A 24,875-nucleotide genomic window follows, 5' to 3' on the forward strand; every position below is an offset into this window, starting at 1 on the left:
GAGGGTGAAAGTGCCGATATCTGGTATGCCGTTATTGGCGCCAAGCTGATGTTCTGACACGTTGGATAACGGATTTATACTGATTCTGGAGGGGGCATTAGGCTCTCTCCAGAGATATACTTCAACTACGGAAACATCATGCCTAGAATACATATTATATTATTGCTGTTAATGTTATTCCTGGTGCATCAGGCACCAGCATTTGCCGACAATACAGATGCATATTTTCAACCTGCTGAAATCCACGATGCTGTTGTGACGATATCCAATCAGGATACGTCGGGAGACTTGCGTTTTCGAATAGTCAACAGTAGCCCCGGAAAATTGACAATACTCGGTGTTTCAAACACCGATAACGTGCAATCAAAGATTATGGGGAGGATAGACGCGAAAAATCATACAGAGCTTGGTTCAATAACATTGCTGCGGGAAGAAAATCTTGATCTGACAACCACCCATATATTTGTGCGCCTTTCCAATTTCAAAGAGCCTTTGGAGATCGGCGAAATTATTGAATTGAAGCTTGTTCTCTCCAATGGAGAATTGCCGTTTTCAGCCCATGTAAACCGTTAATATCTGACGTGGGCAGCGTGCTTCAGTATTGAATATCAGACCGGAGAGAAGAGCGATGGAAACACAACATAACGACAACCGCTCAACACAATATAAAAAAGACAGCCTGACACTCATTGGTGCCGTATCCATGGGAACCGGTGTGATGATCGGCGCGGGCATACTTGCCCTTACCGGTCAGATTGCGGAACTTGCCGGGGCATTGTTCCCTCTCGCCTTTTTTGCCGCTGCCATCGTAACGGCTTTTAGCGCATATTCCTATGTCAAGATGGCAAATACTTACCCCTCTGCTGGCGGGATAGGCATGTTCCTACAAAAAGCCTATGGCCGGGGAACGGTCACGGCGGGTGGTGCCTTGCTTATGTATTTTTCTATGGTCATTAACGAAAGTCTGGTCGCCCGGACATTTGGCACCTACACCATGCAATTGTTCGATGCCGAACCCGTTGGCTGGGCCGTAACGGCGTTGGGCGTCTGTGTTCTGATTTTCGCCTTTTTGTTGAATATATCCGGCAATCGCCTGATTGGTGGATTTTCACTCTTCATGGCGTTTGTCAAGATCGGTGGAATTATTGTATTTGCGGCCGGAGGTTTATGGATCGCGGATATTTCTTTTGAAAGTATCATACCACAATCGTCATCGGACATGCCGGTTACGGGGTTTCTCGCTGCGATGGCGCTGGCCATTCTCGCGTTTAAAGGATTTACGACCATTACAAATAGTGGGTCGGAAATTGTTGATCCTCACAAGAATGTTGGTCGGGCGATCATCATTTCGATTTTAGTCTGTTTTGTCATCTATGTGCTTGTCGCACTCGCGGTTGCTGCAAACCTGACTTTAGACGAAATTATTGCGGCAAAGGATTTCGCTCTGGCGAAGGCCGCGCGTCCTGCATTTGGTAATTACGGACTGTGGTTTACGGTTGGATTGGCAATTGTCGCTACTGTTTCGGGACTGATTGCCAGTGTCTTTGCCGTTTCGCGGATGCTGGCCATGCTTACCGACATGAAACTGGTGCCGCATAGCCATTTCGGGATGCCGGGAGATATCCAGAAACACACGCTGGTTTATACGGTCGTGATTGCTATTTTCCTGACGATATTTTTTGACCTGAGCCGGATCGCGTCACTCGGCGCCATTTTCTATATCATCATGGATATTTTTATTCATTGGGGCGTATATCGGTATTTGCGGAATGAGGTCAACGCCAACGGATTTGTCGTTTTGGCGGCGATTGCTTTTGATGTGATCGTGCTTGGCGCATTTTTGATTGTGAAAGCGTCAACTGATATGTTGGTGATCTATGCCGCATTAATCGGGATTGCCGTGATCTTTGTTGGTGAGAAATTTTTCCTCAAGTGGCAGAAAATTCCTTAATCTAAAAAAGAGCTATATCTCCGGTTAAGATTTCTAGGGCATTTTTCTCCAAGCTATTCAATGAATTGCATTACAATTATTAGCCTATTTTCCCCAGAACTGGAAATGCATCCAGAAGCCAATATGAAAATCTGGAAAGTTGCCCGGTCATCATCGTTATGCCCATCACAATCATCAAGAACCCTGCCCCCTGATGGAGCCGTCGACCCAGTCGTCCTAGGACACGAATTTTCAGACGTAAAGTGTCTGTAAAAATTGCCGCGAGTAAAAATGGAACGCCCAAACCTGCCGCGTAGATCGTTAGCAGTGCTACTCCCTCCCGTAGGGTTGCCGTTGTGGCGCTAACGGTTAAAATCGCCCCTAGTATGGGGCCTATACAGGGTGTCCAGCCAAATCCAAAAGCGAGACCGAGTACATAGGCTGAGATCGGACGTCCGCCTGGAATTGCAAGATGAAATCGAAAATCTCTCTGCAGAATATCTAGCCGCGCCAACCCGATCATAAACAGACCAAATAGTATGATAATGCCTCCGCCAATCAAATTGAGTTCATAACTGTACCCAATCAACACCCGGCCAATGGTTGAGGCGCTTGCTCCCAACGCTATAAAAACCGTAGAGAATCCCAGTATAAAGCACACACTCAATCCGGCCGCTGCGAATTTCTCCGGCGATTTGAATTCAGGAGTGGTGGCAATGCTCTGGCCGCCTGCAATGTAGGAAATATATCCTGGAATGAGTGGCAATACACAAGGTGACAAAAACGAAATTATACCCGCCAAAAAAGTCGCAATTATACCAATTCCCGAAATTTCAATCATCAATCTTAACTTTCTAGGCGTTCATCGCAAATCTATTGATTGAAAAAATGTAGAGCCCTATCCCACCATTGCATAAAAATATTTTTTCCTGGCTGATTTTTCTGATGAGAAAGACCGTTCACATATGACACAAGGTTGATGGATTTGAATTTAAGTCCATGAAATTTTGCGGCGAAACGACCTTTCCTATCAATAACATGCGTCACCACGCTATGCATTTGTTGGCCCGCTTCCTCTGGCTGGAACTTAACACCATATTCCTCAGCTAGGATTCGAGTGAAATTTTCTGCGTCATTCGGCTTTTTTGTTAGAAACGTCCAATTTATTGCATCAAATCCGTAAGCATCTCCATACTCATCGAGCGCAATACCTGTATCATTAATCGGATCCGTCGAAATGCTGACAAATTGGACCAAATCCCTCATTGGTGTCGCATTAATCATCTCTTGTATTTCTACAATCCGAGCAGAGTGCAAGGGGCAGACACCCGCACAATTCGCAAATATGAAGTTCAAAACGACAATTTTCTCGTCATAGTCTGAAAGCTTAATCAATTCACCATTCGAGTTGACTAATTCAAATGGAGGTGAATTTGGTTCATCTATCGCTTGAAAAAAGGGTTCCTTCTCACTCATCACCTCATCAAGGTTGTTGGCGGGGTGATTGGCACTTGCCGTCATCGCGATTATCAGGCCGCTAATCAAAACTGATACAAAATATATCGATTTCATTTTTTTCCTACACTTGGTAAACCTCCGGCCAGTATTTTAACGGCCGGAGGTCAATTGCTTTAACTACAGTTCGAAAGTTTTTTTATGCGTCCTTTCCAGACTTTATATGATCGTTCATGGTCTCCATCATTTCACTACACTGCTTCATCATGGGTTCCATTTTGCTCATCATATTCATCATACCCATCATGTTGTTCGATTTTCCCTCATCTCCTTGGGATTGATTATCCTGCATCATCGAGTGTGACTTCATATCCTGGCTTTCAGTTTGATTGCTATCCGCCAGGGCGAGTGATATCGATCCAAGAAATCCAACAGCTAACGCTATAATAATTGATGCTTTTTTCATGCTATATTCCTTTGTTTTACGAGTTTTCCTGGAAAAACCAGGTTTTACTGACTACCGCTACCTTCATCAGTGGAATTGCTTGTAGCCGAGTTCTTCGAGCAGTCTTTGCCGCCTTTCATGCACATCCCGAATGCGCACATGAGAACGCAAGGCAAAACACTGATTAATATCGTCGACACTCCTATTGCCGTTAGCCAACTCCAATTGAATGCCAATAACGGAGTAGCAATAATAATCCCACCGATTAGCAAGACCAACGGGCGACGGGTTCGATATTGATAGACAAGATAGTCGATCAATATATTTGAGCTTTGATCTACAGCAGGCTTCATTGTCTAGTTCTCCTTTGCTTTCTGGGGAATAAGGTCGCGTAAAAATGAAATCATTTCCGGACTGTTCCACACAGCCGGTCCGGCAAGACGCCCAAGTTCCAGTCCTTCCGGTGATATCAGCAGAGTTGTCGGGATGCCGTAGGCGCCCAGATCTGTTGATGCTTTCATGGTTTGATCGACATAGATGCCCAGATACTTGATGCCAATTTCCTCAAAGAATTTCTCTATGACACCAATACCTGCCCGATCAATTGAAAGAGCGACAACTTCAAAACCTGGCCCGCCCAACTGCTGCTGCAAGCTATCGAGTGTTGGCATTTCTTCCCGGCAAGGCGCACACCACGTTGCCCAGATATTAAGCAAAACAAGCTTGCCGCGCCAATGTGACAGGTCGAGATCGGAACCTTCTGCATCCGTAAAGGAAATAGGCTTGATCGAAAGCGGCTTTTCATTGAGCGACATCATGTTTGGCGGTTTGGCGCTATCGCCATTTGATATCGGCGCCGAAAAACTGTCCTGTTCAGTGTTAAATATCTGACTAAACCCTACTAGAACTACACCTACCAGTACCGCTATCAGCAAACTTACGATAATGGATTTCCTTGTCATTTATGCTTGCCGCTGAAGAGATATTTGCCAAGGGCCGCGATTGCCAAGAGCAATAGGATTGCGACCAAAAGGCCTGCTATCCCCATTCCCCACATCATCATTCCGCCCGACATACAGCTTGGATCGGTCATCATTTTTTTCTCCTTCACTCTGTTGTGTAAACTGTTGGTTGGTCGTCACCGATCTGATAGATGGTGAACGGTCCGGTTTTGGGGCCTCCCATACCAGGAGATCCTGTCGGCATGCCCGGAAGCGTGACGCCCTTGATATTTGGCCTTTCTGAAAGGAGCTTTTTGACAGTATCAATCGGCACATGCCCACTCACCACGTAATCATCTATAAAGGCGAGGTGACACCCCTGAAAATCCTCTGAAATGCCTGCTTTCTTGCTCATTGGCACCAGATCATGTGTCGGCTCAACGGTGACGGAAAACCCATTCTCCCGAAGATAATCCGCATAGGATTCACAGCATCCGCATTGCGGATTTTTATAAAGCGTAACTTCCTTTGCCACTGCCTCTTGCCCATAAAAAACAGAGGCTGCGACAATAATTGCGCCGATTGTAATAAAAGCCATAACTTTCTTGATCATTGAAATTATCCTTCTTCATATTTGCAAATTTTCAGGCGACTCGAATGACACCCATCATGCCACTCGCCTGATGCTCCAGAATGTGACAATGAAACATCCAGTCACCCGGATTATCGGCAACAAACGCTATTTCAACCGTTTCGCGCGGCGCCATTAAGACCGTGTCCTGCCACTCCTGATAATTTGTTTTTTCTCCATTTCGAGAAATCACTCTGAAGGAGTGACCGTGGAGATGAATTGGGTGATACCAGGCGGAGGCGTTTGTCATCGCAATTACGTGACTGCGGTCAAGTTCCAGCGTAAGCATTGGATCCATAATATGACCTTCCGCAGCAATCCCGTTAATGAACCAAATTTTATCGGAATGCATCATCCCCATCATCGCATTCGACCTGGTCGTGTTTATCCCCATGTCACGCGCAACCATATTGCCCATCATGCCACCGCTGAACGTCACTTCATGACGTTTCGCGGTTTTCAGATCTGGGTCTTTCAAAGGATTTGCCGGTAACTGGGTTGGCCAGTCGGGTGGGCTGTCCCGGATAACTTCATTGGAATATCTGATGCGTGTCAGTTGATAGGTAAGGCCATCATAAAAACGATCTATGACTTCGTTGCTTTCACCGGAATTTCCGGTCATATCCAAAATAAGATCAATCCGCATGGCTGGGCCCAAGACGACAAGGCCATTTTCCGGGCGATGTGGGGTTATTGGTTGCCCGTCCAATGCAATGACCAATGGATCATGCCCCTGGAAGTCGAGTCCAAAGATGCGAGCATTTGCAGCATTTATCAGCCTGAGGCGTATGCGTTCTCCTGTACGAACTATAAAAGTATCCAATCTTGTGCCGTTGATGGTAACGAAATTACCTATTCGACCACTGTGGCTCATGTCATGGGAGTTTCCGAAATCGTCTTCTATTTCTCCTGATGGGTTCAGACGCCAATCGTCCAACATCCAAGTCAAATCGCGATCAACCTGTATTGGGTTCGCTTCTTCGATAATCAAGGGACCGTATAAACCACGACCAACTTGTTCGAAACTGCGCTGATGCGGATGATACCAGTAGGTTCCGGCGTCAATCGCATTGAAGTCATATACAAATTGATTGCCCGGTGAGATTGGTTTCTGGGTTAAATAGGGAACCCCGTCCATCGCGTTAGGCGTACGAACGCCATGCCAATGAACTGTTGTATCTTCTGCCAATCCGTTATCTACGGTGACCCGTAAACGCGATCCCTGGCGGATCCGGATTTCCGGTCCCGGTATCGATTCATTAAAGCGCCATAAGGTTGCAGGTCCTGTAACGCCAGAACCAAGCTTGTTGTGGCCAGCGGCCGCATGAAGAGTTACTTCTTCTGAGTTCGATGCGGCATTGCCATTTGGCGCCCACAAGCTCGGGATTGCTGCCCCAAATGCAACGGCAGCGGTCGATGCAATTACGCGTCGACGCGTAAACATCGGGACTCGTTGATTATCCATAGATTAGACATCCGTCTGGTGTTGATCCAGCCACAAAAGAAGCTCAAATGTCTTTCGCGGAGTGCAACTGCTTGGTTAGCGATATATTGCTACGACAAGCATGCGCCCACCATCAGCGATACGTTCGCCAAGTAGGCATCTAACTAGGATGTAAGTTTGGGTGGATGAGGCTCAGGATATTCGTCGCGTTCATGCAGACGAGAAATCAGGCGTTCAAATTGGGAATTTTTGGCATCATGTAGAGTAGCCGTATCAATGGCCACCTTATCAATCGCTACTGAAACAACGCAAACACTGGAACATACAGCACCTGTGTTTTGCATATTTCCAGTCTCACGACAATCCTGACAATCCACTACCTCTACAGACATGCTGTCGAGAGTCATTGCTCTGGCTGGAGTGTTTCCCAGGAGACCGGCAATTACGAGCACGATCAGGAAAGCCCCTGTTTTTGAGAAAGCAGATATCATAGATTTATCAGAACTTTTTCCCGCTTTTTTGTCAACGGACAAAATGTCACAGTTTGGTGAAGCATATCAATACAAAGGACGTCTACAAATCTAGGCAGGATTTTGAACCTGCTACCTTCAGATTATAAAGCCGTTAGTTGTAAATTTGTGTATCCAGATAAAAGGGGGACTAAACGGTGGTCTGTATTTTTTGTATTTTAAAAATCACAATAAAATCAATATATTAAATAAAATATTGGTGCCCCTGGCCTGACTCGAACAGGCACGCCCAAAGGACAACAGATTTTGAATCTGTCGCGTCTACCAATTCCGCCACAGGGGCCTGCGTGGAAAAATCGCACTATAGCGATGAATTTGACCGGGTCAATAGAACTTCTGACGGGGAGGATGTTTCACGGTAAGTTGTCGATTAAAGATTGTGGGGTTAGGAAAAAGCAGCTAAAAAGTGTCCACTTCTTTTTGTGATTAAATAAGTTCTGGTCCGCTGTATGCTGCGACGTTTATATGATTTCACCATGGGGCTGGCGGCGAAACCGCGGGCAAAGTGGTTCTTGGGTGGCGTTTCTTTTGCGGAAAGTTCTTTTTTCCCGCTGCCGCCAGATATACTCCTGATTCCCATGGTTCTCGCCAATCGGCGGGACGCGTGGCGGCTTGCCTTCCTTTGCAGCATAACCTCTGTGCTGGGCGGACTTTTCGGCTATCTGGTCGGCGCTCTCTTTTTCGACTGGATTGGTGCGCCAATTATCGATTTCTATGGCTATACCGACAAATTCGCAAATTTCACGGAAGCATATAATGAATGGGGTGGGTGGATTGTCGCCTTTTTTGGGCTGACGCCTTTTCCTTACAAAGTCATCACAATTGCGAGCGGTGTGACGCATCTCAATCTGGCGGTGTTTATTATTGCGTCCGTTCTGTCGCGCAGCTTGCGGTTTTTCATCGTGGCGGGCCTTCTTTGGAAATTCGGCGCGCCGATACAGGTCTTTATCGAGAAATATCTCGGGTTGCTGACCATTCTCTTCTTCATCTTGCTGATTGGCGGTTTTGTCCTGCTTAAATACGTGATCTAGACATCGGTTTATTGCGGAGGTCGGGAAGTTTTGACATTTCTGTACAAAAATGCGTTGTGGATTACCCTGTTATCGGCAGCTGCTGCACTTGGCACTGCCTTTACGGCACAATATGTGTTTGATCTCTGGCCGTGCGTTCTGTGCCTTTATCAGCGCTGGCCCTACGCCGTTGTTATCGTTGTATCGCTTGTCGGGATTGCGTTGCGAAAGCGGATGGAAGGTGGGCTCTTTCTGATACTCTGTGCTTTGGCTTTTGCTGTGACGGCGGCGATCGGCGGCTTTCATGTGGGAGTTGAGCAGGGCTGGTGGGAAGGGAGCCAGGAATGCGTGGGGGATACAGCGAAAGCGGATAACCTGCAAGACCTGAAAGCCAAGATCATGTCGACCCCGATCGTTCGGTGTGATGATGTCGCCTGGTCGCTTTTCGGAATCTCGATGGCGGGGTACAACTTTATCGCGGCTGCAATTCTGGCTGTTTTTTCACTCATGGCTGCGCTAAGTTCTTACAAGAACAAGTAAGGATCTGTCATGACAGAGAAGCGCTCCAAAACTATCAAGCCTGCATTCGGTCGTCAGCCTGGTGACCTCAGCCCGCGTGAACAGCTTGAACGGACTATTCGTGTAGATCATGCTGGCGAATTTGGGGCGGTCCGGATCTATGAAGGACAGTATGCGGTTCTGAAAGAAACCGAAGCGGCAGATACCTTAAAGCATATGAAAGAGCAAGAAGAGGCTCACCGGGAGAAATTTGAGGAGCTTCTTTCCGTCAGGCGGGTCCGGCCGACGCTTCTCGGGCCGCTCTGGCATGTTGCCGGATATGCGCTGGGTGCGGGTACGGCGATGCTGGGGAAAGAGGCGGCCATGGCCTGCACCGAAGCCGTGGAAGAGGTCATCGATGCCCACTATCAAGAGCAGCTGGACGCGTTGGGAGATGACGAGGCGGCGTTAAAGGAAACCATCTCCAGATTCCGGGACGAAGAGATTGAGCATCGTGATATCGCCCGGAAGGAAGGGGCGGATGAAGCTCCCGGTTATGAGCTGCTCACCTCGGCCGTGAAAGCCGGATCGAGGATGGCAATCTGGCTGTCGTCCCGCATCTGACGTAAAGACCTGTTTTTAAGGAAAATCGCAGCGTGTGGCGGAAATGGTCGCGAAGCTTTGCTTGCCTGAAAGGATACTGAAACGATACTCGTTTGAACCGAAGACGACACTTTTGTGAAGCGGCAGGACCCCGCTCAGTTTTTCCGTCTGGCCCCCAAGCTGTGTGAAGGTAATCTCGACCGGCTGCTCCGGATCGTACCATGCCTCTACCTTGTTTTCCGCATTGATGACGGATTGCCCGTTACCGGTGACGGTGATAGTGCCATCTCCCAGACTGACGGAATTACCGGGACTTGAAAAAATCGGTGTGTTGACAATAAATCGCTTGGTTTCCGGGGCGGCATCGCAATTCTGGCTGTTCTGCGCCAGGGAAATCAATGATAACAGGCGATCCGGCTCTAACCCTTCTGCAAGACGTTCCTGAACCAGATCAAGAATTTCGCGGGTGGGACCGCTCGGTATTTCATTTTCGAACTTGTCACGCCATTGCCGGGCTTCGGCCAATGCGGCGCTCTGCTTGTCCAGTGCCGCGCGGGCCTGATCGTTCAGCCGGTCGTTTTCACTGGTCAGGACAATGACCTGCCCTTCAATATCGGCGACGCGCCGATCGGCATTGGCCTGTCCTTCATAATATCCATAAACGCCAACACCGGCGAGCAGCGCTATAAACAGGATAAATTTGAAAAACCGGTTGCGCCGTTGCCGCGCCTGTTTTTTTTCCGAAAGACCAAGACCATAACTCATTGTGCGTCACTTCTTCAGCGATAAGAGGATTGATTACAAACAGATTTCTATATAGCCGCCGAAGCGAGGGGAACGCAAGTCGGGAGAAGTCGGGGGTCGGAAATTTCGCTTATTCTTCGAGTTCCGTATCCCAGTAAAGATAATCGCGCCAGCTCTCATGAAGATAGTTGGGCGGGAAGGCGCGGCCTTGTCTATTAAGCATCTGCGGGGTCGGCACATAGGGCCGGATCGCCGGGAACATATTCACATCGTGCGGAAGCCGTCCCCCTTTTTTCATATTGCAAGGGGCGCAGGCTGTTGTGATATTCTTCCAGCTTGTCTGACCACCAAGACGGCGCGGAAGCACATGATCGAACGTCAGTTCTTCTGTCGAGCCGCAATACTGACAGCTGAACCCGTCCCGCAGGAAGAGATTAAACCGGGTAAAGGCCGGTTGTTTGTTCTGCTTGATGTAGCGTTTGAGGCTGATAACGCTGGGGAGGCGCATCTCGAAGCTGGGAGACCGAACAACGCGGTCATATTCCGAAACAATATCCACCCGCTCAAGAAAGACCGATTTGAGCGTATCTTGCCAGGACCACAGCGACAGCGGAAAATAGCTGAGGGGCCTGTAATCGGCGTTTAAAACCAGCGCCGGATATTTCTCCACGGATGTTTGCAAGGCTCTACCGGTCTCCAAACAGGATGCTATCATGAAAGTTTGGCGCGTCCCTTTGAAAAATGCAAACGCTAATACAGCATTTTGTGTGAAATAAATATGAAGCCACCTCATATTGAAGGCGTCATGGTGCCAAATCCAGTTGATCAAGGAAAAGATGCGACTCGGCGTCCGTTCACGGTCTGGTTTGCGCCAGTCGGGCTAACCAGAAATGTTTTTGCGTGTCGGTGCCTGGACCACATCAGCATAGTAGCGCCACAAGATGCGGGCGGCGATGGTGCGATATGGCCGGAGGGGTTCGGCCAAGACATCCATCTGGGCGATGTCCGGTCGTGCCGGCAACTTCTTGAGGTGACCGAAGGCCGTTTGCAGGGCTACGTCCCCGGCGGGCCATATATCCGTCCGGCCAAGGCAGGCCATCATATAGATTTCCGCTGTCCAGCGCCCGATCCCCTTAACCTGTGTTAATTGATTGAGTACGTCATCGTCGTCAAGATTGTGCAGTCCATTGAGGGTCAATCGACCGTCCAAAATATCTTCTGCGAGCGCGCGACAGTAGCGGGCCTTTTGCCGGCTCAGGCCAAAACTGCGGAGTTCTTCCTCGCTAAACTCGATCATTTGCGATGGCGTAAAGGGGGTGACCGCATCGGTAAGCCGCCGCCAGATCGCCTCGGCGCTTGCCAGGGAAACCTGTTGTTCAACAATGATTTTTGCAAGAGGTTCAAATCCGGCCGGGCGCGTTCGGGATGGCAACGGCTGGATCAGGGAGAGGGCATGTCGGAAGTCCGGGTCCCGATCGCCTAAAAACTCAAATGCGACCGAGAGTTCCGCCTCCTCCGTCATTGTGTCGTTGCATAGGCCGTTGTTAGGCCGGAAGAACAGTTCAGGCTTTTCGCAGCAAGAGCAATCTGTGCGTCGTCACTTTCCCCTTCCGCCATGACATGGGGGATATCCGGAGCAAGGCCTACATCATGGAAAGTAGGACCGCCGCCTGTCGTAAAGCGGCCCGTCGTCAGACGCAGGCCGCCACCATTCCGAAGCGGCATCAAGGATTGCATCAGCCCTTTGCCAAAGCTTTTCTCGCCAAAGAGTTTGGCCCGGGCCTGATATTTAAGCGCGCCCGCAACAATTTCAGATGAAGACGCTGATCTGCTGTTGAGCATAACGACGATCGGGGCGCCTTTTGTCTGATCGCCTCGATCTGCTTCACGCGCAACCAGTTCCCGCCCGCGATTTCTGACTGTGTAGATATTCCCGCCATCAAGAAATGCGCTGGCAACAACTTCCGCCTCGGACACCAGTCCGCCAGGATTGTTGCGCATATCCAGTACAATCCCGCAGAGCCCGGAACCCAGGGTATCCTCAAACTCTTCAAGCGCCGCGACGACGCCGGGGCCTGTCTTCTTTGTGAAGGAAAAAATACGGATATATCCGACATTGCCATCGATACGATGAGCGACTGCCGCAACATCCACCTCACGTCGGGTGACGTCAATCTGAATCGGGGAAGGACTGTTCTCGCGCTGTATGGTGAGCGCGGCAATGGTATTCTCCGGCCCGCGTAGTTTTGCCCGTGCCTGTGCCATCGTCAGGCCTTGAATGGGCTCTCCATTAACGTGGGTGATAATGTCTTTTTCCCGCACATCGGCTTCTTCGGCGCCTGATCCGCGCAGAAGGTTCATAACTGTCAGGTTATCCTCAATCATCCGGATATGGATGCCGAGGCCGACGAAATGCCCTTCCAGACCTTCGCGATATGAAGAATAATTCTGCGGCTCCATATAGCCGGTGTAACGATCCATTGAAGCGAGCATGGCGTTCAAGGCCCGGGTTGTCGGGTCGCTTTCCCAGTTTTCCCCTGCCGGAACGGCTTTCAGTCCCTCAATGGCCTTGTCGATCAGGTCTTCCGGATCCACATCGTCAACATACCGCCGATCCACCGTTTGCAAGACATCTGCCATAACATTGATATTTTGCGCCATCAACGGGTCGTCCCTGACAATTTCGCGATAGGCAACTTCGTAGCGGTCTATAGCCACGCTGACATCATGGTTTCTCGTGATCGGAATCGCACATGCCGTTACCAGCATTAAAAGATTGAGTGCGATCAAAATTCTTTTAAACATTTGTCTCGCCCGTTGAAATTTTTTATAATTAATAAATTCTTAACAAAGGCTAGCGCCGGGTCAGGTCACTGACAAGAAAAACAGATAAAATTTTAGGCGTATTGAATATTTTTTTCCGGACCACCCTTTTGTTAACGATATGGTAACTATAACGCGTTTCGCGCCAAGCCCAACCGGTTTTCTTCATCTGGGGCATGTTTATTCGGCGTCACTCGCCTGGCGCTCGGCGCGTGAAAGCGGCGGTCGTTTTCTTCTCCGGATGGAAGACATAGACCTCACCAGATGCCACCCGGAATTTGAGGCAGCTATCTATGAAGATCTGACCTGGCTGGGCCTGAACTGGGACCCGCCTGTACGCCGTCAAAGCGAGCATCTGGAGGATTATTCGGCCCTGCTGGAGAAGCTTAACGATCGCGATTTGATCTATCCCTGTTTTTGCACCCGAAAAGAAATAGCGGCGGAAATTGCCCGCAGTAATTCGGCGCCGCACGGCCCGGAAGGTCCTGTATATCCGGGGATTTGCCGGGATATGCCGGAGCCGGAGCGGCAGAAGCGATTTGCGCGAGATGAGCCATACGCGCTTCGGCTGAATATGGTTAATGCTATTGCATCTGTAGATCTGGAAGCGATGCGCTTTCATGAAATCGGAAAGGGTCACATCCAATGCAATCCGGAACCTTTTGGTGATGTCATTCTGGCGCGCAAGGAAACGCCGACAAGCTATCATCTTGCGGTCACATTTGATGATGCAATTCAGGGTGCTAACCATATTATTCGGGGTCAGGACCTGTTCCCGTCAACCCATATTCACCGATTGTTGCAGGGGTTGTTGGAGCTGCCCACACCGACCTATTTTCATCATGGTTTGATCTCTGACGGAAAAGGCCGCCGACTGTCAAAGCGTGACAAGGATGCAACAATCAAATCTTTACGCGAATATGGTTACCAGCCCGAAGAAGTGCGGAAAATGGTCGATTATGGTTAATTTTCCGCCAAATCCTCGAATCTTTTTTAACCTGCCTAATTATGCGACATCTTCATATTTCATGATCATATCAACCATGTCGATAATGATGCCCGCCATATCGAAATCCTTCGGCGTATAGATTGCGCTCACTCCTGCCTTGGTCAGCTTTTCCGCATCTTCAGGGGGTATGATGCCACCGACAACAACCGGGACATCGCCAATTCCGGCTTCGCGCAGCTGCTTGCAAACTTCCGTTGCGAGAGACACATGAGAGCCGGAGAGGATGGAGAGGCCGACCAGATCCACAGTTCCCGCACGGGCGGCGTTTACGATCTGCTCCGGCGTGAGGCGAATGCCCTCATACACGACCTGCATACCGCTATCGCGCGCCGCAACGGCAATCTGTTCTGCACCGTTTGAATGTCCATCCAGACCTGGCTTGCCAACCAAAACCTTCAAAGGCCGACCGAGAATTCCTGCTGCTGCGGCAACTTTTTCCCGGGCCGGCTCCAGAATATCGTTTTCTGCATTGGAGATAGCGGTCCCCACACCGGTGGGGGCGCGATACTCGCCATAGACCTGACGCAGGGCTTCCGACCATTCGCCCGTCGTAACGCCCGCTTTTGCGGCGGCAATGGAGGGCGGCATGATATTCTGCCCCTCTCTGGCGGCTTTCGAAAGCGCGTCGAGTGCCTTTTGCACCTCGGCGTCATTCCGGTCCGCCCGCCAGGCTTCCAGCCGTTCAATCTGCTCGGCTTCCGCTTTGACATCGACCGTCATGATGCCGCCATCTGCTTCCTGAGTAAGGGGCGAGGGGGCGGATTCGGTGAATTTATTCACGCCAATGACGGGCAGATCACCGGCAATGACCGACTGAACCCGGATGGTGTTCGCATTGACCAGGCTTTCCTTCAGATAGCCCGTATCCACTGCGGCGACTGCGCCGCCCATTTCATCTATCAGACGTAGCTCTTCCCGTGCGGCGTTTTTCAATTCCTCGACCTTGCGGTCGATTTCCACTGACCCTTCGAAGATATCACCAAACTCAAGCAGGTCGGTCTCATAAGCAACGATCTGCTGAAGACGGAGGGACCATTGCTGATCCCATGGCCGCGGGAGGCCGAGCGCTTCGTTCCAGGCCGGAAGCTGCACCGCCCGGGCGCGGGCGTTTTTGGAGAGGACAACAGCCAGCATTTCCAACAGAATGCGATAAACATTGTTCTCCGGTTGCTGCTCCGTGAGGCCGAGGGAATTTACCTGCACGCCGTATCGGAACCGCCTGAATTTTTCATCCTCAACCCCATATCGATCCCGCAGGATTTCATCCCACAGATCGACGAACGCGCGCATCTTGCACATTTCGGTGATAAAGCGGATGCCAGCATTCACGAAGAAACTGATCCGGCCCGTTGCGGCAGGGAAATCCTCGGCACTGATCTGCCCGCCTTCCTTGACGGCATCGAGGACGGCGATTGCCGTGGCGAGCGCGAAGGAGAGTTCCTGAACCGGTGTCGCGCCAGCTTCTTGCAGATGGTAGGAACAGACGTTGGTCGGATTCCACTTCGGCATATGTTGATAAGTGTAGCTGACGACGTCGGTTATCAGTCGCATGCTCGGCGCGGGCGGAAAAATATAGGTCCCGCGCGAAAGATACTCCTTGATGATGTCGTTCTGTACGGTCCCCTGAAGGGCGGCTACGTCTGCGCCTTGTTCCTCTGCGACCGCAACATACAATGCCAGCAACCAGGCGGAGGTTGCATTGATGGTCATTGAGGTATTCATTTTCTCAAGCGGAATTTCATCGAACAAGGTGCGCATATCGCCAAGATGACAGATCGGAACGCCTACCTTGCCAACCTCGCCGCGGGCCAGGATATGGTCCGAATCATAACCTGTTTGGGTAGGTAAATCGAAGGCAACAGAAAGGCCGGTCTGACCCCGCGCAAGGTTGGTCTTATAGAGTTCATTTGAAGCCTGTGCAGAAGAATGACCCGAATATGTGCGGAAAAGCCACGGACGATCTTTTTGGGGGGCGCCGGAGTTCGCGGCTTCCTGCTTGTCGTTTGCCATAATTTTCTTTCGTTTTTAAGCCTTATTAAGACTGGTTATTACGTGTGTTTATCATCACGCGTAATAACATAACTTTGTGTTGCAGCGCAAAAAAAACTTGTTATCTGGTCAAAGGTCAGTAATCTTCTCATAAACCGGGCTAAAGTAAAGGTCTCTGTTTCGTTTTTTGATGCAATGCGATATACGAAGGCGAGAAATCGGGATTTGTAAATTCTAAAGACCTGATGCCCTATAAAGAAGACACGATAATAAATACGAGGGATATTTTTGATGTCAAATACGCAAGCTTCCGCGCTGTCCGACACTAATAATGAAACACCGGCAGGTGAAATCAAGGATTTGTATGAGGTCGGAGAAATTCCACCGCTCGGCCACGTGCCTTCCAAAATGTATGCTTGGGCGATCCGGCGTGAGCGTCACGGCGAACCGGAATCCGCCATGCAGGTTGAAGTTGTCGATACGCCGGAACTGGACAGCCATGACGTCCTCGTTCTCGTAATGGCAGCCGGTGTCAATTACAATGGTGTCTGGGCGGCGCTGGGCGAGCCTATTTCCCCCTTTGATGTCCATAAGCAACCCTATCATATCGCAGGGTCCGATGCGTCCGGCGTCGTTTACGCCGTTGGCAACAAGGTCAAGCGTTTCAAGGTTGGCGATGAGGTTGTGGTTCATTGTAACCAGGACGATGGCGACGATGAAGAGTGCAATGGTGGCGACCCGATGTTCTCGACGAGCCAGCGGATCTGGGGCTATGAAACACCGGATGGATCCTTCGCCCAGTTTGCGCGAGTTCAGGACCGCCAGCTAATGCCACGGCCAAAACATCTGACATGGGAAGAAAGCGCCTGTTACGTTCTGACGTTGGCAACGGCGTATCGCATGCTGTTCGGTCATCGACCACATATCCTGCGCCCTGGCCATAATGTTCTTATCTGGGGCGCTTCCGGCGGCTTGGGGTCAATGGCAATCCAGATCTGCGCCGCCGCCGGTGCGAACGCCATCGGTGTAATTTCGGATGAGAACAAACGCGATTTCGTGATGTCCCTTGGGGCGAAGGGCGTGTTGAACAGGAAGGACTTTGATTGCTGGGGCCAGCTTCCCAAGGTGAACGGCGAAGGCTTCGGCGAGTATATGAAGAAAACCCGCGAATTCGGCAAGGCAATCTGGGACATCACCGGCAAAGGCAACGATGTCGATTTTGTCTTCGAGCATCCGGGAGAGCAGACCTTCCCTGTTTCCTGTAATATAGTGAAGCGCGGCGGCATGGTGGTATTCTGCGCCGGCACGACCGGATTTAACCTCACCATGGACGCCCGGTTTGTCTGGATGCGCCAGAAGCGTATTCAGGGGAGCCATTTTGCAAACCTCAAACAGGCATCACAGGCGAATAACCTGGTTGTTGAGCGGCGGATAGATCCATGTATGTCCGAGGTGTTCTCATGGGATGATATCCCGCGGGCGCATACGAAAATGATGAATAACCAGCACAAGCCCGGCAATATGGCCGTTCTGGTATCGTCTAAATATCCGGGCCTTCGGACTATTGAGGATGCAATTGAAGCCGGCAACGGCTAAACTGCTGCCAAAAATAAACAAGGAAGAACAATAATGACACTGTCAGAAATGACTGAATCACCCCGCACTCTTTTGCTAAGCGGGCTGGACGGCCTTTGTGAAAAGGCACTGGACTCCGCCGAATCTTTCAAGCAGCAGGCAATAATCTCTGTTGCCGAATTGACACGCGGCAGTAATGGCCGGATCAGCGCAGAACTGGTTGAAGCTAACCAATATGCGACTCATGGCCTTGCGTGGCTGGCGACCTATGTCGAGGCGTTGCGGGAAACGTTGAACTGGTCGCGTGCACTTTCATCCGAGGGAAAATTCGGAGAATTGGAGCAGCTTATTCTTCAGGCCGGTTTCAGCGAGTACCTGAGTCAGATTGCGGGCGGTATTCCCATGACCCTCGGGGAGATTATCCGGCCACTCGACCTCGGTTTGGATGATGCAGCCATTGCCAAGTACAAGACTGCGGAAGTTGCAACACTGATTGAGGCGGGCCATAGCGCCAGCGTTAAGGAACGCATCGCCGAATTGATTGCGGAAGGTATGGATACGGGGGATTTTGGCGACCTGGGCCTCGACGAGACTTTCGCCATGATCCGGGACCAGTTCCGGCGGTTTGCGAACGAAGAGGTTATGCCCTATGCCCATGACTGGCATCTCAAGGACGAGTTGATCCCCATGCCGGTGGTCCAGAAAATGTCGGAGCTCGGCGTGTTTGGCTTGACGGTGCCGGAAGAGTATGACGGTCTCGGCCTTGGCAAGATGTCCATGTGCGTTGTCTCCGAAGAACTCTCTCGTGGCTATATCGGCGTTGGGTCGCTCGGAACGCGATCGGAAATTGCGGCGGAACTTATACTGACCGGCGGCACGGAAGCACAGAAGGATAAATGGCTTTCCTCGATTGCAACCGGCGCAATATTGCCGACAGCCGTGTTTACGGAACCGAACACCGGTTCAGACTTGGCGTCTTTGAAAACCCGCGCCGTGAAGGATGGGGATGTTTATAAGGTGACCGGCAACAAGACATGGATCACTCATGCGGCACGTGCTGATGTGATGACCATGCTGGTGCGGACGAACCCAAATGAGCCCGGCTACAAAGGGCTTTCCATGTTCCTCGCCGAAAAGCCGCATATGACCGAGAAGGAGGATTTCCCGGCTGAGGGCATGACTGGCGGTGAGATCGAAGTGCTTGGCTACCGTGGGATGAAGGAATATGAACTCGGCTTTGATAACTTCGAAATCAAGGCAGAAAATCTTTTGGGCGAAGAAGAAGGAAACGGCTTCAAGCAGTTGATGCAGACCTTTGAAAGCGCTCGCATCCAGACGGCGGCCCGTGCGCTCGGCGTTGCGCAGAACGCGATGGAACTCGGCCTTCGTTACGCGCTGGACCGTGTTCAGTTCGCCCGGCCGATCATCAAGTTTCCGCGTGTTGCTGGAAAGCTCTCCTGGATGGCCGTTGAAATCATGATGGCTCGGCAGCTTACATATGCTTCCGCCCGGGCGAAGGATGAAGGCCGCCGCTGTGACCTTGAAGCAGGCATGGCCAAGCTTCTTGGTGCGCGCGTCGCCTGGAGCACGGCAGATAATGCCCTGCAAATTCACGGTGGCAATGGTTTCGCGCTGGAATATCCGATCAGCCGCGTGCTTTGCGACGCGCGTATCCTCAATATTTTTGAGGGTGCCGGTGAAATCCAGGCTCAGGTGATTGCCCGTCGCCTGCTGGAAGGGGCAAACTGACGGAGTTCCGCTATGGAACAAAGGCTGTCGTTGATAACGCTTGGTGTCAGGGACCTGGCACGAAGCACAGTCTTTTTCGAATCCCTTGGCTGGAGGCGTTCCGTAAAGGACGCCCCCGGCGTTTCCTTCTTTCAATGCGGTTCGATTGCTTTCGGCCTGTTTCCGCTGGATGAGTTGGCGAAAGACGCCGGGGTTTCTGTAAAAGGATCCGGTTTTGAAGGGTTCTCAATTGCCTATAACGCCCGCAGTAAGGCTGAGGTCGATGAGGTGCTGGCTGAAGTCCAGTCATTGGGGGCAGAGGTAGTCAAACAGGCGGAAGACGTTTTCTGGGGCGGATATTCCGGATATTTCCGCGATCTTGACGGTCACCTTTGGGAAGTGGCATGGAACCCCGGCTTTGAAATCGATGCAGATGGGGCCGTGAAGCTGCCGGATTGACAAAACCCGCTTTTATTTCTCTTCCATCTCACCGGTGAATTCGAAGCCGAGAACGGCAGCAATCGTAGCTCCGAACAGGACAACAGCCCAGCTTACATAGAGCCAGATCAGGAAGAGCGGGATGGCCGCCATGGCGCCATAAACCACCTCGTAAGACGGAAAATATTGAAGATACAGCTTGAAGAAATATTTTCCGAGCATGAATAGAGCCGTTGCGACCGTCGCGCCAATGAAGGCATGGCGCCATTTCACATCGCAGGCCGGGACAATTCGATAAAGAATGAATAAGACCATTAACGGCAATAGAACCGGGAGAGTTGAGCGGACAAGATCAACCGTTTCGGCAATCTGGATACCGGTTGCTTCCTCGCTTACCTTGATGATCCAGTCAATCAGGGTCAGGCTGGTCCCAATGGCGACGGGGCCGATGAGGGTGATAATGATATAAGTGATAAATCGCTTGAGAGGATTGCGTGTCGCCGCAACTTTCCAGATTTGGCTGAAAATTTCCTCGATACTGGACATGAGCAACAATGCCGTTATGGCAATACCCCCAAGTCCAAAAAGTGTGAGTTGGCTCGCGTTGACCGTGAAGCTACGAAGCGCCGCATCCACCGTTGAAATTTTTGACGGGAGCAAGCTGTCAAAGAGGAAATCCGTGATTTGTTCCTGCAGATGGCCGAAAGCCGGGATGGCTGTGAAGAGGGCGAATGCGACGGCCGCCAGCGGGACGATCGCGAGCAACGTCTGATAGCTCAATGCGGTGGCCATCCGCAGACAGTTCTGCCCGGTAAAGTGCTGCCAGATTCGGATCAGTAATGAGATAACAGGATTATGCACGTCGCCCTCTTGTAAAATCAGCTATCGGGAAACTTGGTGCTCGCAAGCTCCCCACCCAACCCCCAGTCATCCTTGGCGACGTTATTAATGATCACATTGACGCTGGCTGCGCCGCAACCGGTAATGCGAACCATTTCCGCTGTTATCGATTTAACCAGCTCCTGTTTGGTTTCGCGGTTCCGTCCTTCAAACATATCTATCCTGACAACAGGCATTTACGGTATCCTTTTTCCAGATTATCTACACAATATTACGTTCCAGTATAGCATCCCCCGCCGTCACCCGCGAAAATGAGAGGCGAGAGAGGTCGAGGGTTCTATATTCGCCATGGGTAATGAGTTCGGCTATAGCGTGACCAACAGCCGGTGATTGCTGTAACCCGTGTCCCGAAAACCCGTTTGCAAAAAAGAAATTCGTGATCTCGGGGTGCGATCCAAGAATGGCATTCTGATCCAGTATATTATAGGCATAATGGCCCGCCCAGGCATTCTCAAGCTTGATGGATTCAAACGCGGGCACGCGATGGGCCAGGATAGGCCATATATGCTCTTCAAACCAGCCATAGTCGATTTCGAAGTCTGAACAGTCCGGATCATTCTCAGGGTCCGGGGAGCAGCCTGCAATGAACTGGCGCCCTTCCGGCGAAAAATGAACGCCGCTCGGGTCAATCACCAGTGGGCAGCCGGAAACTTCTGTTCGGCAGCTGAAACTGAAGGCGAAGCGCTTTCGCGAACGAACGGGAAGATCGATGCCGGCCCAACCGGCAACTTCGGAGGCTGTTGGCCCGGCTGCATTTACGACATATCCCGAACGCAGCCGTGAACCATCCTTGAGAAGAACGGCACTCACCTGCTTCGCCTCCACCTCAAGACCGATAGCTTCCGCCTTCAGGAATCGCACACCGAGAGAAATTGATTTCTTGCGAAAGGCCTGATTAAGGCTGTAGGCATCGAGGCGGCCCTCCCCGCTTAAACCGAGCGATCCGCCCGCGAGATCGGAAACATTCATCCAGGGGTAACCGCGCGCAAGATCGTCGGAATCGAGAAGACCGACATTCACGCCCAGTTTCCGTTGGATAGCATTGTTCGTATAGAGCAGCGGAATGTGGCGGTCCTCTGCCAGGAAGAGATATCCGTACTCGCGATAGCCCACATCAACCGGCGTGTCATCAATGGCAAGATGATGTGTAATCTGTCCCAGGAACTCCTGCATGAATTGCGACATGAGGATATTTTCGGGTGTCGAGAATTGTTGCCGGACACCGCCCCATGACCGCGCAGTGGAGCCGAACTCGTAACTCGGGTCTTTCTCGAGAACAGTAATGATGCCGTCAAACCCAGCCATGCTTTTCAGGAAATAGGCAATGGACGATCCGATAACGCCGCCGCCGATAATTACGATATCCTGGGTTGCTTCCATGACTTTTCCTGTCCATATAGGGCGTGAACGTGTAGCGTTAGGTTAATTTCTTTATATGATGAAGCCGGACCGATCATTATGATTAATTATCTCATTGTTGCTGCTGTGATTGCAACGGCGCTTGTCCTGTTCTTCGGAGTTCTGACAATGGCACGCGGGGGCGAGTTTAACCGTCGCTACGGAAACAAGCTGATGCAGTTGCGTATTTTTGTGCAGGCTGTCGCGGTTGTTCTGATTATGTTCGGGATATGGCTCGCCGGGACTTCAAGTTGATCCGCGATCTCCGGGAGACAGATATATTGATGATGTGTGAAAAATGGTAAAACTCACAAAAATTTATACCCGCGGCGGCGACAAGGGGAAAACATCACTCGGGGATGGCACCCGGGTCAGCAAGACAAGCTCACGTGTCGAGGCCTACGGCGATGTGGACGAAACGAATGCGGTGATTGGCTTAGTCCGATTGCATGTGACCGGCCAGACTGATGAAATGCTGGCGCGTATCCAGAATGATCTTTTCGATCTCGGGGCGGATCTCTGTACGCCCGAACAGGAGCAGCCGAAATATCCACCGCTCCGGATTGTAAAAGCGCAGGTCGACCGTCTTGAAGAAGAGATTGACGAGATGAATTCGGAATTGGCGCCGCTTAATTCCTTTATCCTTCCGGGGGGCTCTGTGGCGTCCTCCTATCTGCATCTGGCCAGAACTGTCTGTCGGCGGGCAGAGCGGCGAATGATCAGCTTAAGTGATTCGGAAATCGTCAATCCTCATGCCATCGCCTATGCCAACCGTCTGTCTGATTTCCTGTTTGTGCTCGGCCGGTTCCTAAATGATAAGGGGGCGGAAGACGTTCTCTGGGTCCCTGGCGCCAACAGGGCAACAGATTAAGTTTAATTATATAATTAAAACAGTTAGTTAAGCCTTATAAAAATGTCCGACTACGGTGAATTGACAGATAGTCATTAGCTATTTATTGTGCACTGCCGAATAAGAGTAGAATTTGCGTATATATTAATCACAAATTCACGTCACCGGGAAACGGGTTTCCGGTGGAGAGTGAAGAAACTATGACCCGGGAGTAGACCGATCCATGAAAGTTCTCGTCGCTGTTAAACGTGTCGTGGACTACAACGTTAAGATCCGTGTTAAAGCGGACAAGACTGGTGTAGACCTCGCAAACGTCAAGATGTCCATGAACCCCTTTGATGAAATTGCCGTTGAGGAAGGTCTTCGCCTTCGCGAAGCCGGTGTGGCAACGGAAGTCGTTGCCATGTCTGTCGGACCGCAAGCCGCGCAGGAAACCTTGCGTACGGCCCTTGCCATGGGGGCGGACCGGGGCATTCTGGTCAAAACGGATGAGGCAGTAGAACCCCTCGCTGTAGCCAAATTGTTGAAGGCCGTTGCGGATGAGGAAAAGCCGGATTTGATCATTGTTGGCAAGCAGGCCATTGATGATGATTCCAATCAGACAGGTCAGATGCTGGCCGCGTTGTTGGGATGGTCTCAGGGTACATTTGCTTCCAAGGTAAATCTTGCTGACGGAACGGCGAAAGTCACGCGCGAGGTTGATGGCGGCCTGCAAACAATCGAGCTGAAAATGCCTGCGGTTGTTACGACTGACCTCCGCTTGAATGAACCCCGCTACGCTTCCCTGCCAAATATCATGAAGGCGAAGAAAAAGCCGATTGATGAAAAATCGCCAGAAGATCTCGGTGTTGATATTGCGCCGCGTCTGACGACACTGAAAGTGGAAGAACCGGCAAAACGTGAAGCTGGTGTAATGGTAGAATCTGTCGCTGAACTGGTCGACAAACTGAAAAACGAAGCGGGGGTTATCTGATGACTGTTCTTGTACTTGCTGATCATGATAACGAAGCGCTGGGCACGGCGACGCTGAATGCAGTGACTGCTGCGACTGAACTGGGTGGTGACGTCCATGTCCTGGTTGCGGGAAATGGCTGCTCGGCGGTCGCCGATGAAGCTGCGAAAGTTTCCGGTGTTGCAAAAGTTCTGTTGGTAGAAGACGCTCTTTATGGCGATATGCTGGCGGAAAATGTTGCGGCCCTTATTGTTTCTCTTGCCGATGGGTATGATGGCATTGTCGCCGCAGCGACCTCCGCCGGGAAGAATATCCTGCCTCGGGTTGCCGCTCTTCTGGATGTTGGCCAGATTTCTGAGATTGTTGAGGTGGTCTCGCCGGATACCTTCGTTCGTCCGATCTATGCCGGTAACGCCATGGCGACTGTGCAGTCCAGTGACGCGAAGAAGGTGATCACGGTGCGTGCAACGAACTTTGCAGCCGCAGACGCAACCGGGGGTTCCGCCTCGGTTGAAGCCGTGAGCGCCACCGCTGACGCGGGGCTTTCCACTTTCGTCGGCGCAGAGCTTTCTGAATCCGAACGCCCTGAACTTACATCAGCAAAAATCGTTATTTCGGGCGGCCGTGGTATGCAGTCCGGCGATAACTTTCATCTGCTCGAAGCAATTGCCGATAAGCTCGGCGCCGCAGTTGGCGCCAGCCGTGCAGCGGTTGACGCGGGTTTTGTGCCGAATGAATTCCAGGTAGGTCAGACCGGTAAGGTCGTTGCGCCGCAGCTATATATTGCTGTTGGTATTTCCGGCGCCATTCAGCATCTTGCAGGTATGAAAGACAGCAAGGTGATTGTGGCCATCAACAAGGATGAGGAAGCCCCGATTTTCCAGGTGGCGGACTACGGACTTGTTGCGGACCTGTTCAAGGCATTGCCGGAGCTGGATGCCGCTCTGTGATGGCGTGCAGAAGTCGAATTATTGGCGTTATG

The 24,875-nt window shown here is 51.0% G+C and carries 29 protein-coding genes and 1 tRNA gene; 13 read left to right on the forward strand and 17 right to left on the reverse strand.

All coding sequences use genetic code 11. The annotated features are described in order from the left end of the window. The first annotated feature begins 138 nt into the window (after positions 1 to 138). Both AACZ19_RS16970 and AACZ19_RS16975 read left to right on the forward strand, forming a co-directional pair. Entirely contained in the window at positions 139 to 573 is a 435-nt protein-coding gene (locus AACZ19_RS16970) for a hypothetical protein (RefSeq protein ID WP_339635700.1), read from the forward strand. 55 nt (positions 574 to 628) lie between these two features. Next, positions 629 to 1,951 (forward strand): APC family permease, encoded by a 1,323-nt coding sequence (locus AACZ19_RS16975; RefSeq protein ID WP_339635702.1) that lies wholly within the window; start codon positions 629 to 631, stop codon positions 1,949 to 1,951. 79 nt (positions 1,952 to 2,030) lie between these two features. Here the strand turns inward: AACZ19_RS16975 and AACZ19_RS16980 are convergent, their stop codons facing one another. From AACZ19_RS16980 to AACZ19_RS17020, 9 genes are all read right to left on the reverse strand, one after another. Beyond that, positions 2,031 to 2,771, reverse strand: coding sequence for a cytochrome c biogenesis protein CcdA (locus tag AACZ19_RS16980; RefSeq protein WP_339635703.1), 741 nt, complete (start codon positions 2,769 to 2,771; stop codon positions 2,031 to 2,033). Positions 2,772 to 2,803: 32 nt separating this feature from the next. After that, a complete protein-coding gene (locus AACZ19_RS16985; RefSeq protein WP_339635704.1) occupies positions 2,804 to 3,502 on the reverse strand; it encodes an SCO family protein in 699 nt (232 codons plus the stop codon). An 82-nt stretch (positions 3,503 to 3,584) separates the two neighbouring features. After that, positions 3,585 to 3,851: a hypothetical protein gene (locus AACZ19_RS16990; protein WP_339635705.1), complete on the reverse strand. Its 267-nt coding sequence runs from the start codon at positions 3,849 to 3,851 to the stop codon at positions 3,585 to 3,587. Positions 3,852 to 4,186: 335 nt separating this feature from the next. Continuing rightward, positions 4,187 to 4,792, reverse strand: a complete 606-nt coding sequence (locus AACZ19_RS16995; protein ID WP_339635706.1) for a TlpA disulfide reductase family protein — start codon at positions 4,790 to 4,792, stop codon at positions 4,187 to 4,189. Then, a complete protein-coding gene (locus tag AACZ19_RS17000) occupies positions 4,789 to 4,926 on the reverse strand; it encodes a hypothetical protein (protein WP_339635707.1) in 138 nt (45 codons plus the stop codon). Before AACZ19_RS17000 ends, AACZ19_RS16995 begins: the two co-directional genes overlap by 4 nt. 11 nt (positions 4,927 to 4,937) lie before the next feature. After that, positions 4,938 to 5,384, reverse strand: a complete 447-nt coding sequence (locus AACZ19_RS17005; RefSeq protein WP_339635708.1) for a DUF411 domain-containing protein — start codon at positions 5,382 to 5,384, stop codon at positions 4,938 to 4,940. A 31-nt stretch (positions 5,385 to 5,415) separates the two neighbouring features. Continuing rightward, a complete protein-coding gene (locus AACZ19_RS17010) occupies positions 5,416 to 6,867 on the reverse strand; it encodes a multicopper oxidase family protein (RefSeq protein ID WP_339635709.1) in 1,452 nt (483 codons plus the stop codon). A gap of 143 nt (positions 6,868 to 7,010) precedes the next feature. Then, a complete protein-coding gene (locus AACZ19_RS17015) occupies positions 7,011 to 7,379 on the reverse strand; it encodes a hypothetical protein (protein WP_339635710.1) in 369 nt (122 codons plus the stop codon). 194 nt (positions 7,380 to 7,573) lie between these two features. Then, a tRNA-Leu gene (locus AACZ19_RS17020) sits at positions 7,574 to 7,659 on the reverse strand. 166 nt (positions 7,660 to 7,825) lie between these two features. On the opposite strand from AACZ19_RS17020, the gene AACZ19_RS17025 reads away from it, so the two are divergent. Genes AACZ19_RS17025 through AACZ19_RS17035 form a run of 3 tightly spaced genes read left to right on the forward strand, consistent with a single transcriptional unit; the run spans position 7,826 to position 9,508 of the window. Continuing rightward, entirely contained in the window at positions 7,826 to 8,407 is a 582-nt protein-coding gene (locus tag AACZ19_RS17025; protein ID WP_339635711.1) for a YqaA family protein, read from the forward strand. A gap of 30 nt (positions 8,408 to 8,437) precedes the next feature. Next, positions 8,438 to 8,926 carry a disulfide bond formation protein B gene (locus AACZ19_RS17030; RefSeq protein ID WP_339635712.1) on the forward strand — a complete coding sequence of 163 codons (489 nt, stop codon included), beginning with the start codon at positions 8,438 to 8,440 and terminating at the stop codon, positions 8,924 to 8,926. Between the two features lie 9 nt (positions 8,927 to 8,935). After that, positions 8,936 to 9,508, forward strand: a complete 573-nt coding sequence (locus AACZ19_RS17035) for a demethoxyubiquinone hydroxylase family protein (protein WP_339635713.1) — start codon at positions 8,936 to 8,938, stop codon at positions 9,506 to 9,508. A gap of 15 nt (positions 9,509 to 9,523) precedes the next feature. Here the strand turns inward: AACZ19_RS17035 and AACZ19_RS17040 are convergent, their stop codons facing one another. From AACZ19_RS17040 to AACZ19_RS17055, 4 genes are all read right to left on the reverse strand, one after another. Next, a complete protein-coding gene (locus AACZ19_RS17040; RefSeq protein WP_339635714.1) occupies positions 9,524 to 10,252 on the reverse strand; it encodes a hypothetical protein in 729 nt (242 codons plus the stop codon). A 109-nt stretch (positions 10,253 to 10,361) separates the two neighbouring features. Continuing rightward, on the reverse strand, positions 10,362 to 10,913 hold the full coding sequence (locus AACZ19_RS17045) for an HNH endonuclease (protein ID WP_339635715.1): 552 nt from the start codon (positions 10,911 to 10,913) through the stop codon (positions 10,362 to 10,364). 198 nt (positions 10,914 to 11,111) lie between these two features. Continuing rightward, positions 11,112 to 11,753 (reverse strand): hypothetical protein, encoded by a 642-nt coding sequence (locus tag AACZ19_RS17050; RefSeq protein WP_339635716.1) that lies wholly within the window; start codon positions 11,751 to 11,753, stop codon positions 11,112 to 11,114. Then, positions 11,750 to 13,036 (reverse strand): S41 family peptidase, encoded by a 1,287-nt coding sequence (locus AACZ19_RS17055; RefSeq protein ID WP_339635717.1) that lies wholly within the window; start codon positions 13,034 to 13,036, stop codon positions 11,750 to 11,752. The genes AACZ19_RS17050 and AACZ19_RS17055 overlap by 4 nt, the downstream gene beginning before the upstream one ends. A 139-nt stretch (positions 13,037 to 13,175) precedes the next feature. On the opposite strand from AACZ19_RS17055, the gene gluQRS reads away from it, so the two are divergent. Beyond that, a complete protein-coding gene (gluQRS, locus tag AACZ19_RS17060) occupies positions 13,176 to 14,021 on the forward strand; it encodes a tRNA glutamyl-Q(34) synthetase GluQRS (RefSeq protein ID WP_339635718.1) in 846 nt (281 codons plus the stop codon). Positions 14,022 to 14,060: 39 nt separating this feature from the next. Here gluQRS and AACZ19_RS17065 read toward each other — a convergent pair whose 3' ends face one another. After that, positions 14,061 to 16,073 carry a protein meaA gene (locus tag AACZ19_RS17065; protein WP_339635719.1) on the reverse strand — a complete coding sequence of 671 codons (2,013 nt, stop codon included), beginning with the start codon at positions 16,071 to 16,073 and terminating at the stop codon, positions 14,061 to 14,063. 270 nt (positions 16,074 to 16,343) lie between these two features. On the opposite strand from AACZ19_RS17065, the gene ccrA reads away from it, so the two are divergent. The 3 genes from ccrA to AACZ19_RS17080 are packed head-to-tail and all read left to right on the forward strand — an operon-like array spanning position 16,344 to position 19,814. Next, positions 16,344 to 17,648, forward strand: a complete 1,305-nt coding sequence (gene ccrA, locus AACZ19_RS17070; RefSeq protein ID WP_339635720.1) for a crotonyl-CoA carboxylase/reductase — start codon at positions 16,344 to 16,346, stop codon at positions 17,646 to 17,648. A gap of 33 nt (positions 17,649 to 17,681) precedes the next feature. Further along, positions 17,682 to 19,376, forward strand: coding sequence for an acyl-CoA dehydrogenase family protein (locus AACZ19_RS17075; protein WP_339635721.1), 1,695 nt, complete (start codon positions 17,682 to 17,684; stop codon positions 19,374 to 19,376). Positions 19,377 to 19,388: 12 nt separating this feature from the next. Further along, complete coding sequence (locus tag AACZ19_RS17080) at positions 19,389 to 19,814, forward strand: VOC family protein (protein ID WP_339635722.1); 426 nt, start codon at positions 19,389 to 19,391, stop codon at positions 19,812 to 19,814. 12 nt (positions 19,815 to 19,826) lie between these two features. Here the strand turns inward: AACZ19_RS17080 and AACZ19_RS17085 are convergent, their stop codons facing one another. The 3 genes from AACZ19_RS17085 to AACZ19_RS17095 are packed head-to-tail and all read right to left on the reverse strand — an operon-like array spanning position 19,827 to position 22,073. Next, positions 19,827 to 20,654 (reverse strand): YihY family inner membrane protein, encoded by an 828-nt coding sequence (locus AACZ19_RS17085; protein ID WP_339635723.1) that lies wholly within the window; start codon positions 20,652 to 20,654, stop codon positions 19,827 to 19,829. A gap of 17 nt (positions 20,655 to 20,671) precedes the next feature. Then, positions 20,672 to 20,869: a 2-hydroxymuconate tautomerase gene (locus AACZ19_RS17090; RefSeq protein WP_339635724.1), complete on the reverse strand. Its 198-nt coding sequence runs from the start codon at positions 20,867 to 20,869 to the stop codon at positions 20,672 to 20,674. Positions 20,870 to 20,894: 25 nt separating this feature from the next. Continuing rightward, positions 20,895 to 22,073, reverse strand: a complete 1,179-nt coding sequence (locus AACZ19_RS17095; protein ID WP_339635725.1) for an FAD-binding oxidoreductase — start codon at positions 22,071 to 22,073, stop codon at positions 20,895 to 20,897. 78 nt (positions 22,074 to 22,151) lie between these two features. On the opposite strand from AACZ19_RS17095, the gene AACZ19_RS17100 reads away from it, so the two are divergent. From AACZ19_RS17100 to AACZ19_RS17115, 4 genes are all read left to right on the forward strand, one after another. Further along, on the forward strand, positions 22,152 to 22,346 hold the full coding sequence (locus AACZ19_RS17100; protein WP_339635727.1) for a twin transmembrane helix small protein: 195 nt from the start codon (positions 22,152 to 22,154) through the stop codon (positions 22,344 to 22,346). A gap of 43 nt (positions 22,347 to 22,389) precedes the next feature. Next, positions 22,390 to 22,962: a cob(I)yrinic acid a,c-diamide adenosyltransferase gene (locus tag AACZ19_RS17105; RefSeq protein ID WP_339635728.1), complete on the forward strand. Its 573-nt coding sequence runs from the start codon at positions 22,390 to 22,392 to the stop codon at positions 22,960 to 22,962. 202 nt (positions 22,963 to 23,164) lie between these two features. After that, positions 23,165 to 23,914 carry an electron transfer flavoprotein subunit beta/FixA family protein gene (locus tag AACZ19_RS17110; RefSeq protein WP_339635729.1) on the forward strand — a complete coding sequence of 250 codons (750 nt, stop codon included), beginning with the start codon at positions 23,165 to 23,167 and terminating at the stop codon, positions 23,912 to 23,914. Then, positions 23,914 to 24,843, forward strand: coding sequence for an FAD-binding protein (locus AACZ19_RS17115; RefSeq protein WP_339635730.1), 930 nt, complete (start codon positions 23,914 to 23,916; stop codon positions 24,841 to 24,843). The genes AACZ19_RS17110 and AACZ19_RS17115 overlap by 1 nt, the downstream gene beginning before the upstream one ends. Positions 24,844 to 24,875 lie beyond the last annotated feature (32 nt).

It is taken from the genome of uncultured Sneathiella sp., from assembly GCF_963973085.1.
Taxonomy (GTDB): domain Bacteria; phylum Pseudomonadota; class Alphaproteobacteria; order Sneathiellales; family Sneathiellaceae; genus Sneathiella.

What these genes read in the sequence shown, in the direction of transcription:
- AACZ19_RS16970 (WP_339635700.1), top strand. Translation starts at nt 139, where the DNA reads ATGCCTAGAATACATATTATATTATTGCTGTTAATGTTATTCCTGGTG.
- AACZ19_RS16975 (WP_339635702.1), top strand. Translation starts at nt 629, where the DNA reads ATGGAAACACAACATAACGACAACCGCTCAACACAATATAAAAAAGAC.
- AACZ19_RS16980 (WP_339635703.1), bottom strand. Translation starts at nt 2,771, where the DNA reads ATGATTGAAATTTCGGGAATTGGTATAATTGCGACTTTTTTGGCGGGT.
- AACZ19_RS16985 (WP_339635704.1), bottom strand. Translation starts at nt 3,502, where the DNA reads ATGAAATCGATATATTTTGTATCAGTTTTGATTAGCGGCCTGATAATC.
- AACZ19_RS16990 (WP_339635705.1), bottom strand. Translation starts at nt 3,851, where the DNA reads ATGAAAAAAGCATCAATTATTATAGCGTTAGCTGTTGGATTTCTTGGA.
- AACZ19_RS16995 (WP_339635706.1), bottom strand. Translation starts at nt 4,792, where the DNA reads ATGACAAGGAAATCCATTATCGTAAGTTTGCTGATAGCGGTACTGGTA.
- AACZ19_RS17000 (WP_339635707.1), bottom strand. Translation starts at nt 4,926, where the DNA reads ATGATGACCGATCCAAGCTGTATGTCGGGCGGAATGATGATGTGGGGA.
- AACZ19_RS17005 (WP_339635708.1), bottom strand. Translation starts at nt 5,384, where the DNA reads ATGATCAAGAAAGTTATGGCTTTTATTACAATCGGCGCAATTATTGTC.
- AACZ19_RS17010 (WP_339635709.1), bottom strand. Translation starts at nt 6,867, where the DNA reads ATGGATAATCAACGAGTCCCGATGTTTACGCGTCGACGCGTAATTGCA.
- AACZ19_RS17025 (WP_339635711.1), top strand. Translation starts at nt 7,826, where the DNA reads ATGCTGCGACGTTTATATGATTTCACCATGGGGCTGGCGGCGAAACCG.
- AACZ19_RS17035 (WP_339635713.1), top strand. Translation starts at nt 8,936, where the DNA reads ATGACAGAGAAGCGCTCCAAAACTATCAAGCCTGCATTCGGTCGTCAG.
- AACZ19_RS17040 (WP_339635714.1), bottom strand. Translation starts at nt 10,252, where the DNA reads ATGAGTTATGGTCTTGGTCTTTCGGAAAAAAAACAGGCGCGGCAACGG.
- AACZ19_RS17050 (WP_339635716.1), bottom strand. Translation starts at nt 11,753, where the DNA reads ATGACGGAGGAGGCGGAACTCTCGGTCGCATTTGAGTTTTTAGGCGAT.
- AACZ19_RS17055 (WP_339635717.1), bottom strand. Translation starts at nt 13,036, where the DNA reads ATGTTTAAAAGAATTTTGATCGCACTCAATCTTTTAATGCTGGTAACG.
- gluQRS (WP_339635718.1), top strand. Translation starts at nt 13,176, where the DNA reads ATGGTAACTATAACGCGTTTCGCGCCAAGCCCAACCGGTTTTCTTCAT.
- AACZ19_RS17065 (WP_339635719.1), bottom strand. Translation starts at nt 16,073, where the DNA reads ATGGCAAACGACAAGCAGGAAGCCGCGAACTCCGGCGCCCCCCAAAAA.
- ccrA (WP_339635720.1), top strand. Translation starts at nt 16,344, where the DNA reads ATGTCAAATACGCAAGCTTCCGCGCTGTCCGACACTAATAATGAAACA.
- AACZ19_RS17075 (WP_339635721.1), top strand. Translation starts at nt 17,682, where the DNA reads ATGACACTGTCAGAAATGACTGAATCACCCCGCACTCTTTTGCTAAGC.
- AACZ19_RS17080 (WP_339635722.1), top strand. Translation starts at nt 19,389, where the DNA reads ATGGAACAAAGGCTGTCGTTGATAACGCTTGGTGTCAGGGACCTGGCA.
- AACZ19_RS17090 (WP_339635724.1), bottom strand. Translation starts at nt 20,869, where the DNA reads ATGCCTGTTGTCAGGATAGATATGTTTGAAGGACGGAACCGCGAAACC.
- AACZ19_RS17095 (WP_339635725.1), bottom strand. Translation starts at nt 22,073, where the DNA reads ATGGAAGCAACCCAGGATATCGTAATTATCGGCGGCGGCGTTATCGGA.
- AACZ19_RS17100 (WP_339635727.1), top strand. Translation starts at nt 22,152, where the DNA reads ATGATTAATTATCTCATTGTTGCTGCTGTGATTGCAACGGCGCTTGTC.
- AACZ19_RS17105 (WP_339635728.1), top strand. Translation starts at nt 22,390, where the DNA reads ATGGTAAAACTCACAAAAATTTATACCCGCGGCGGCGACAAGGGGAAA.
- AACZ19_RS17110 (WP_339635729.1), top strand. Translation starts at nt 23,165, where the DNA reads ATGAAAGTTCTCGTCGCTGTTAAACGTGTCGTGGACTACAACGTTAAG.
- AACZ19_RS17115 (WP_339635730.1), top strand. Translation starts at nt 23,914, where the DNA reads ATGACTGTTCTTGTACTTGCTGATCATGATAACGAAGCGCTGGGCACG.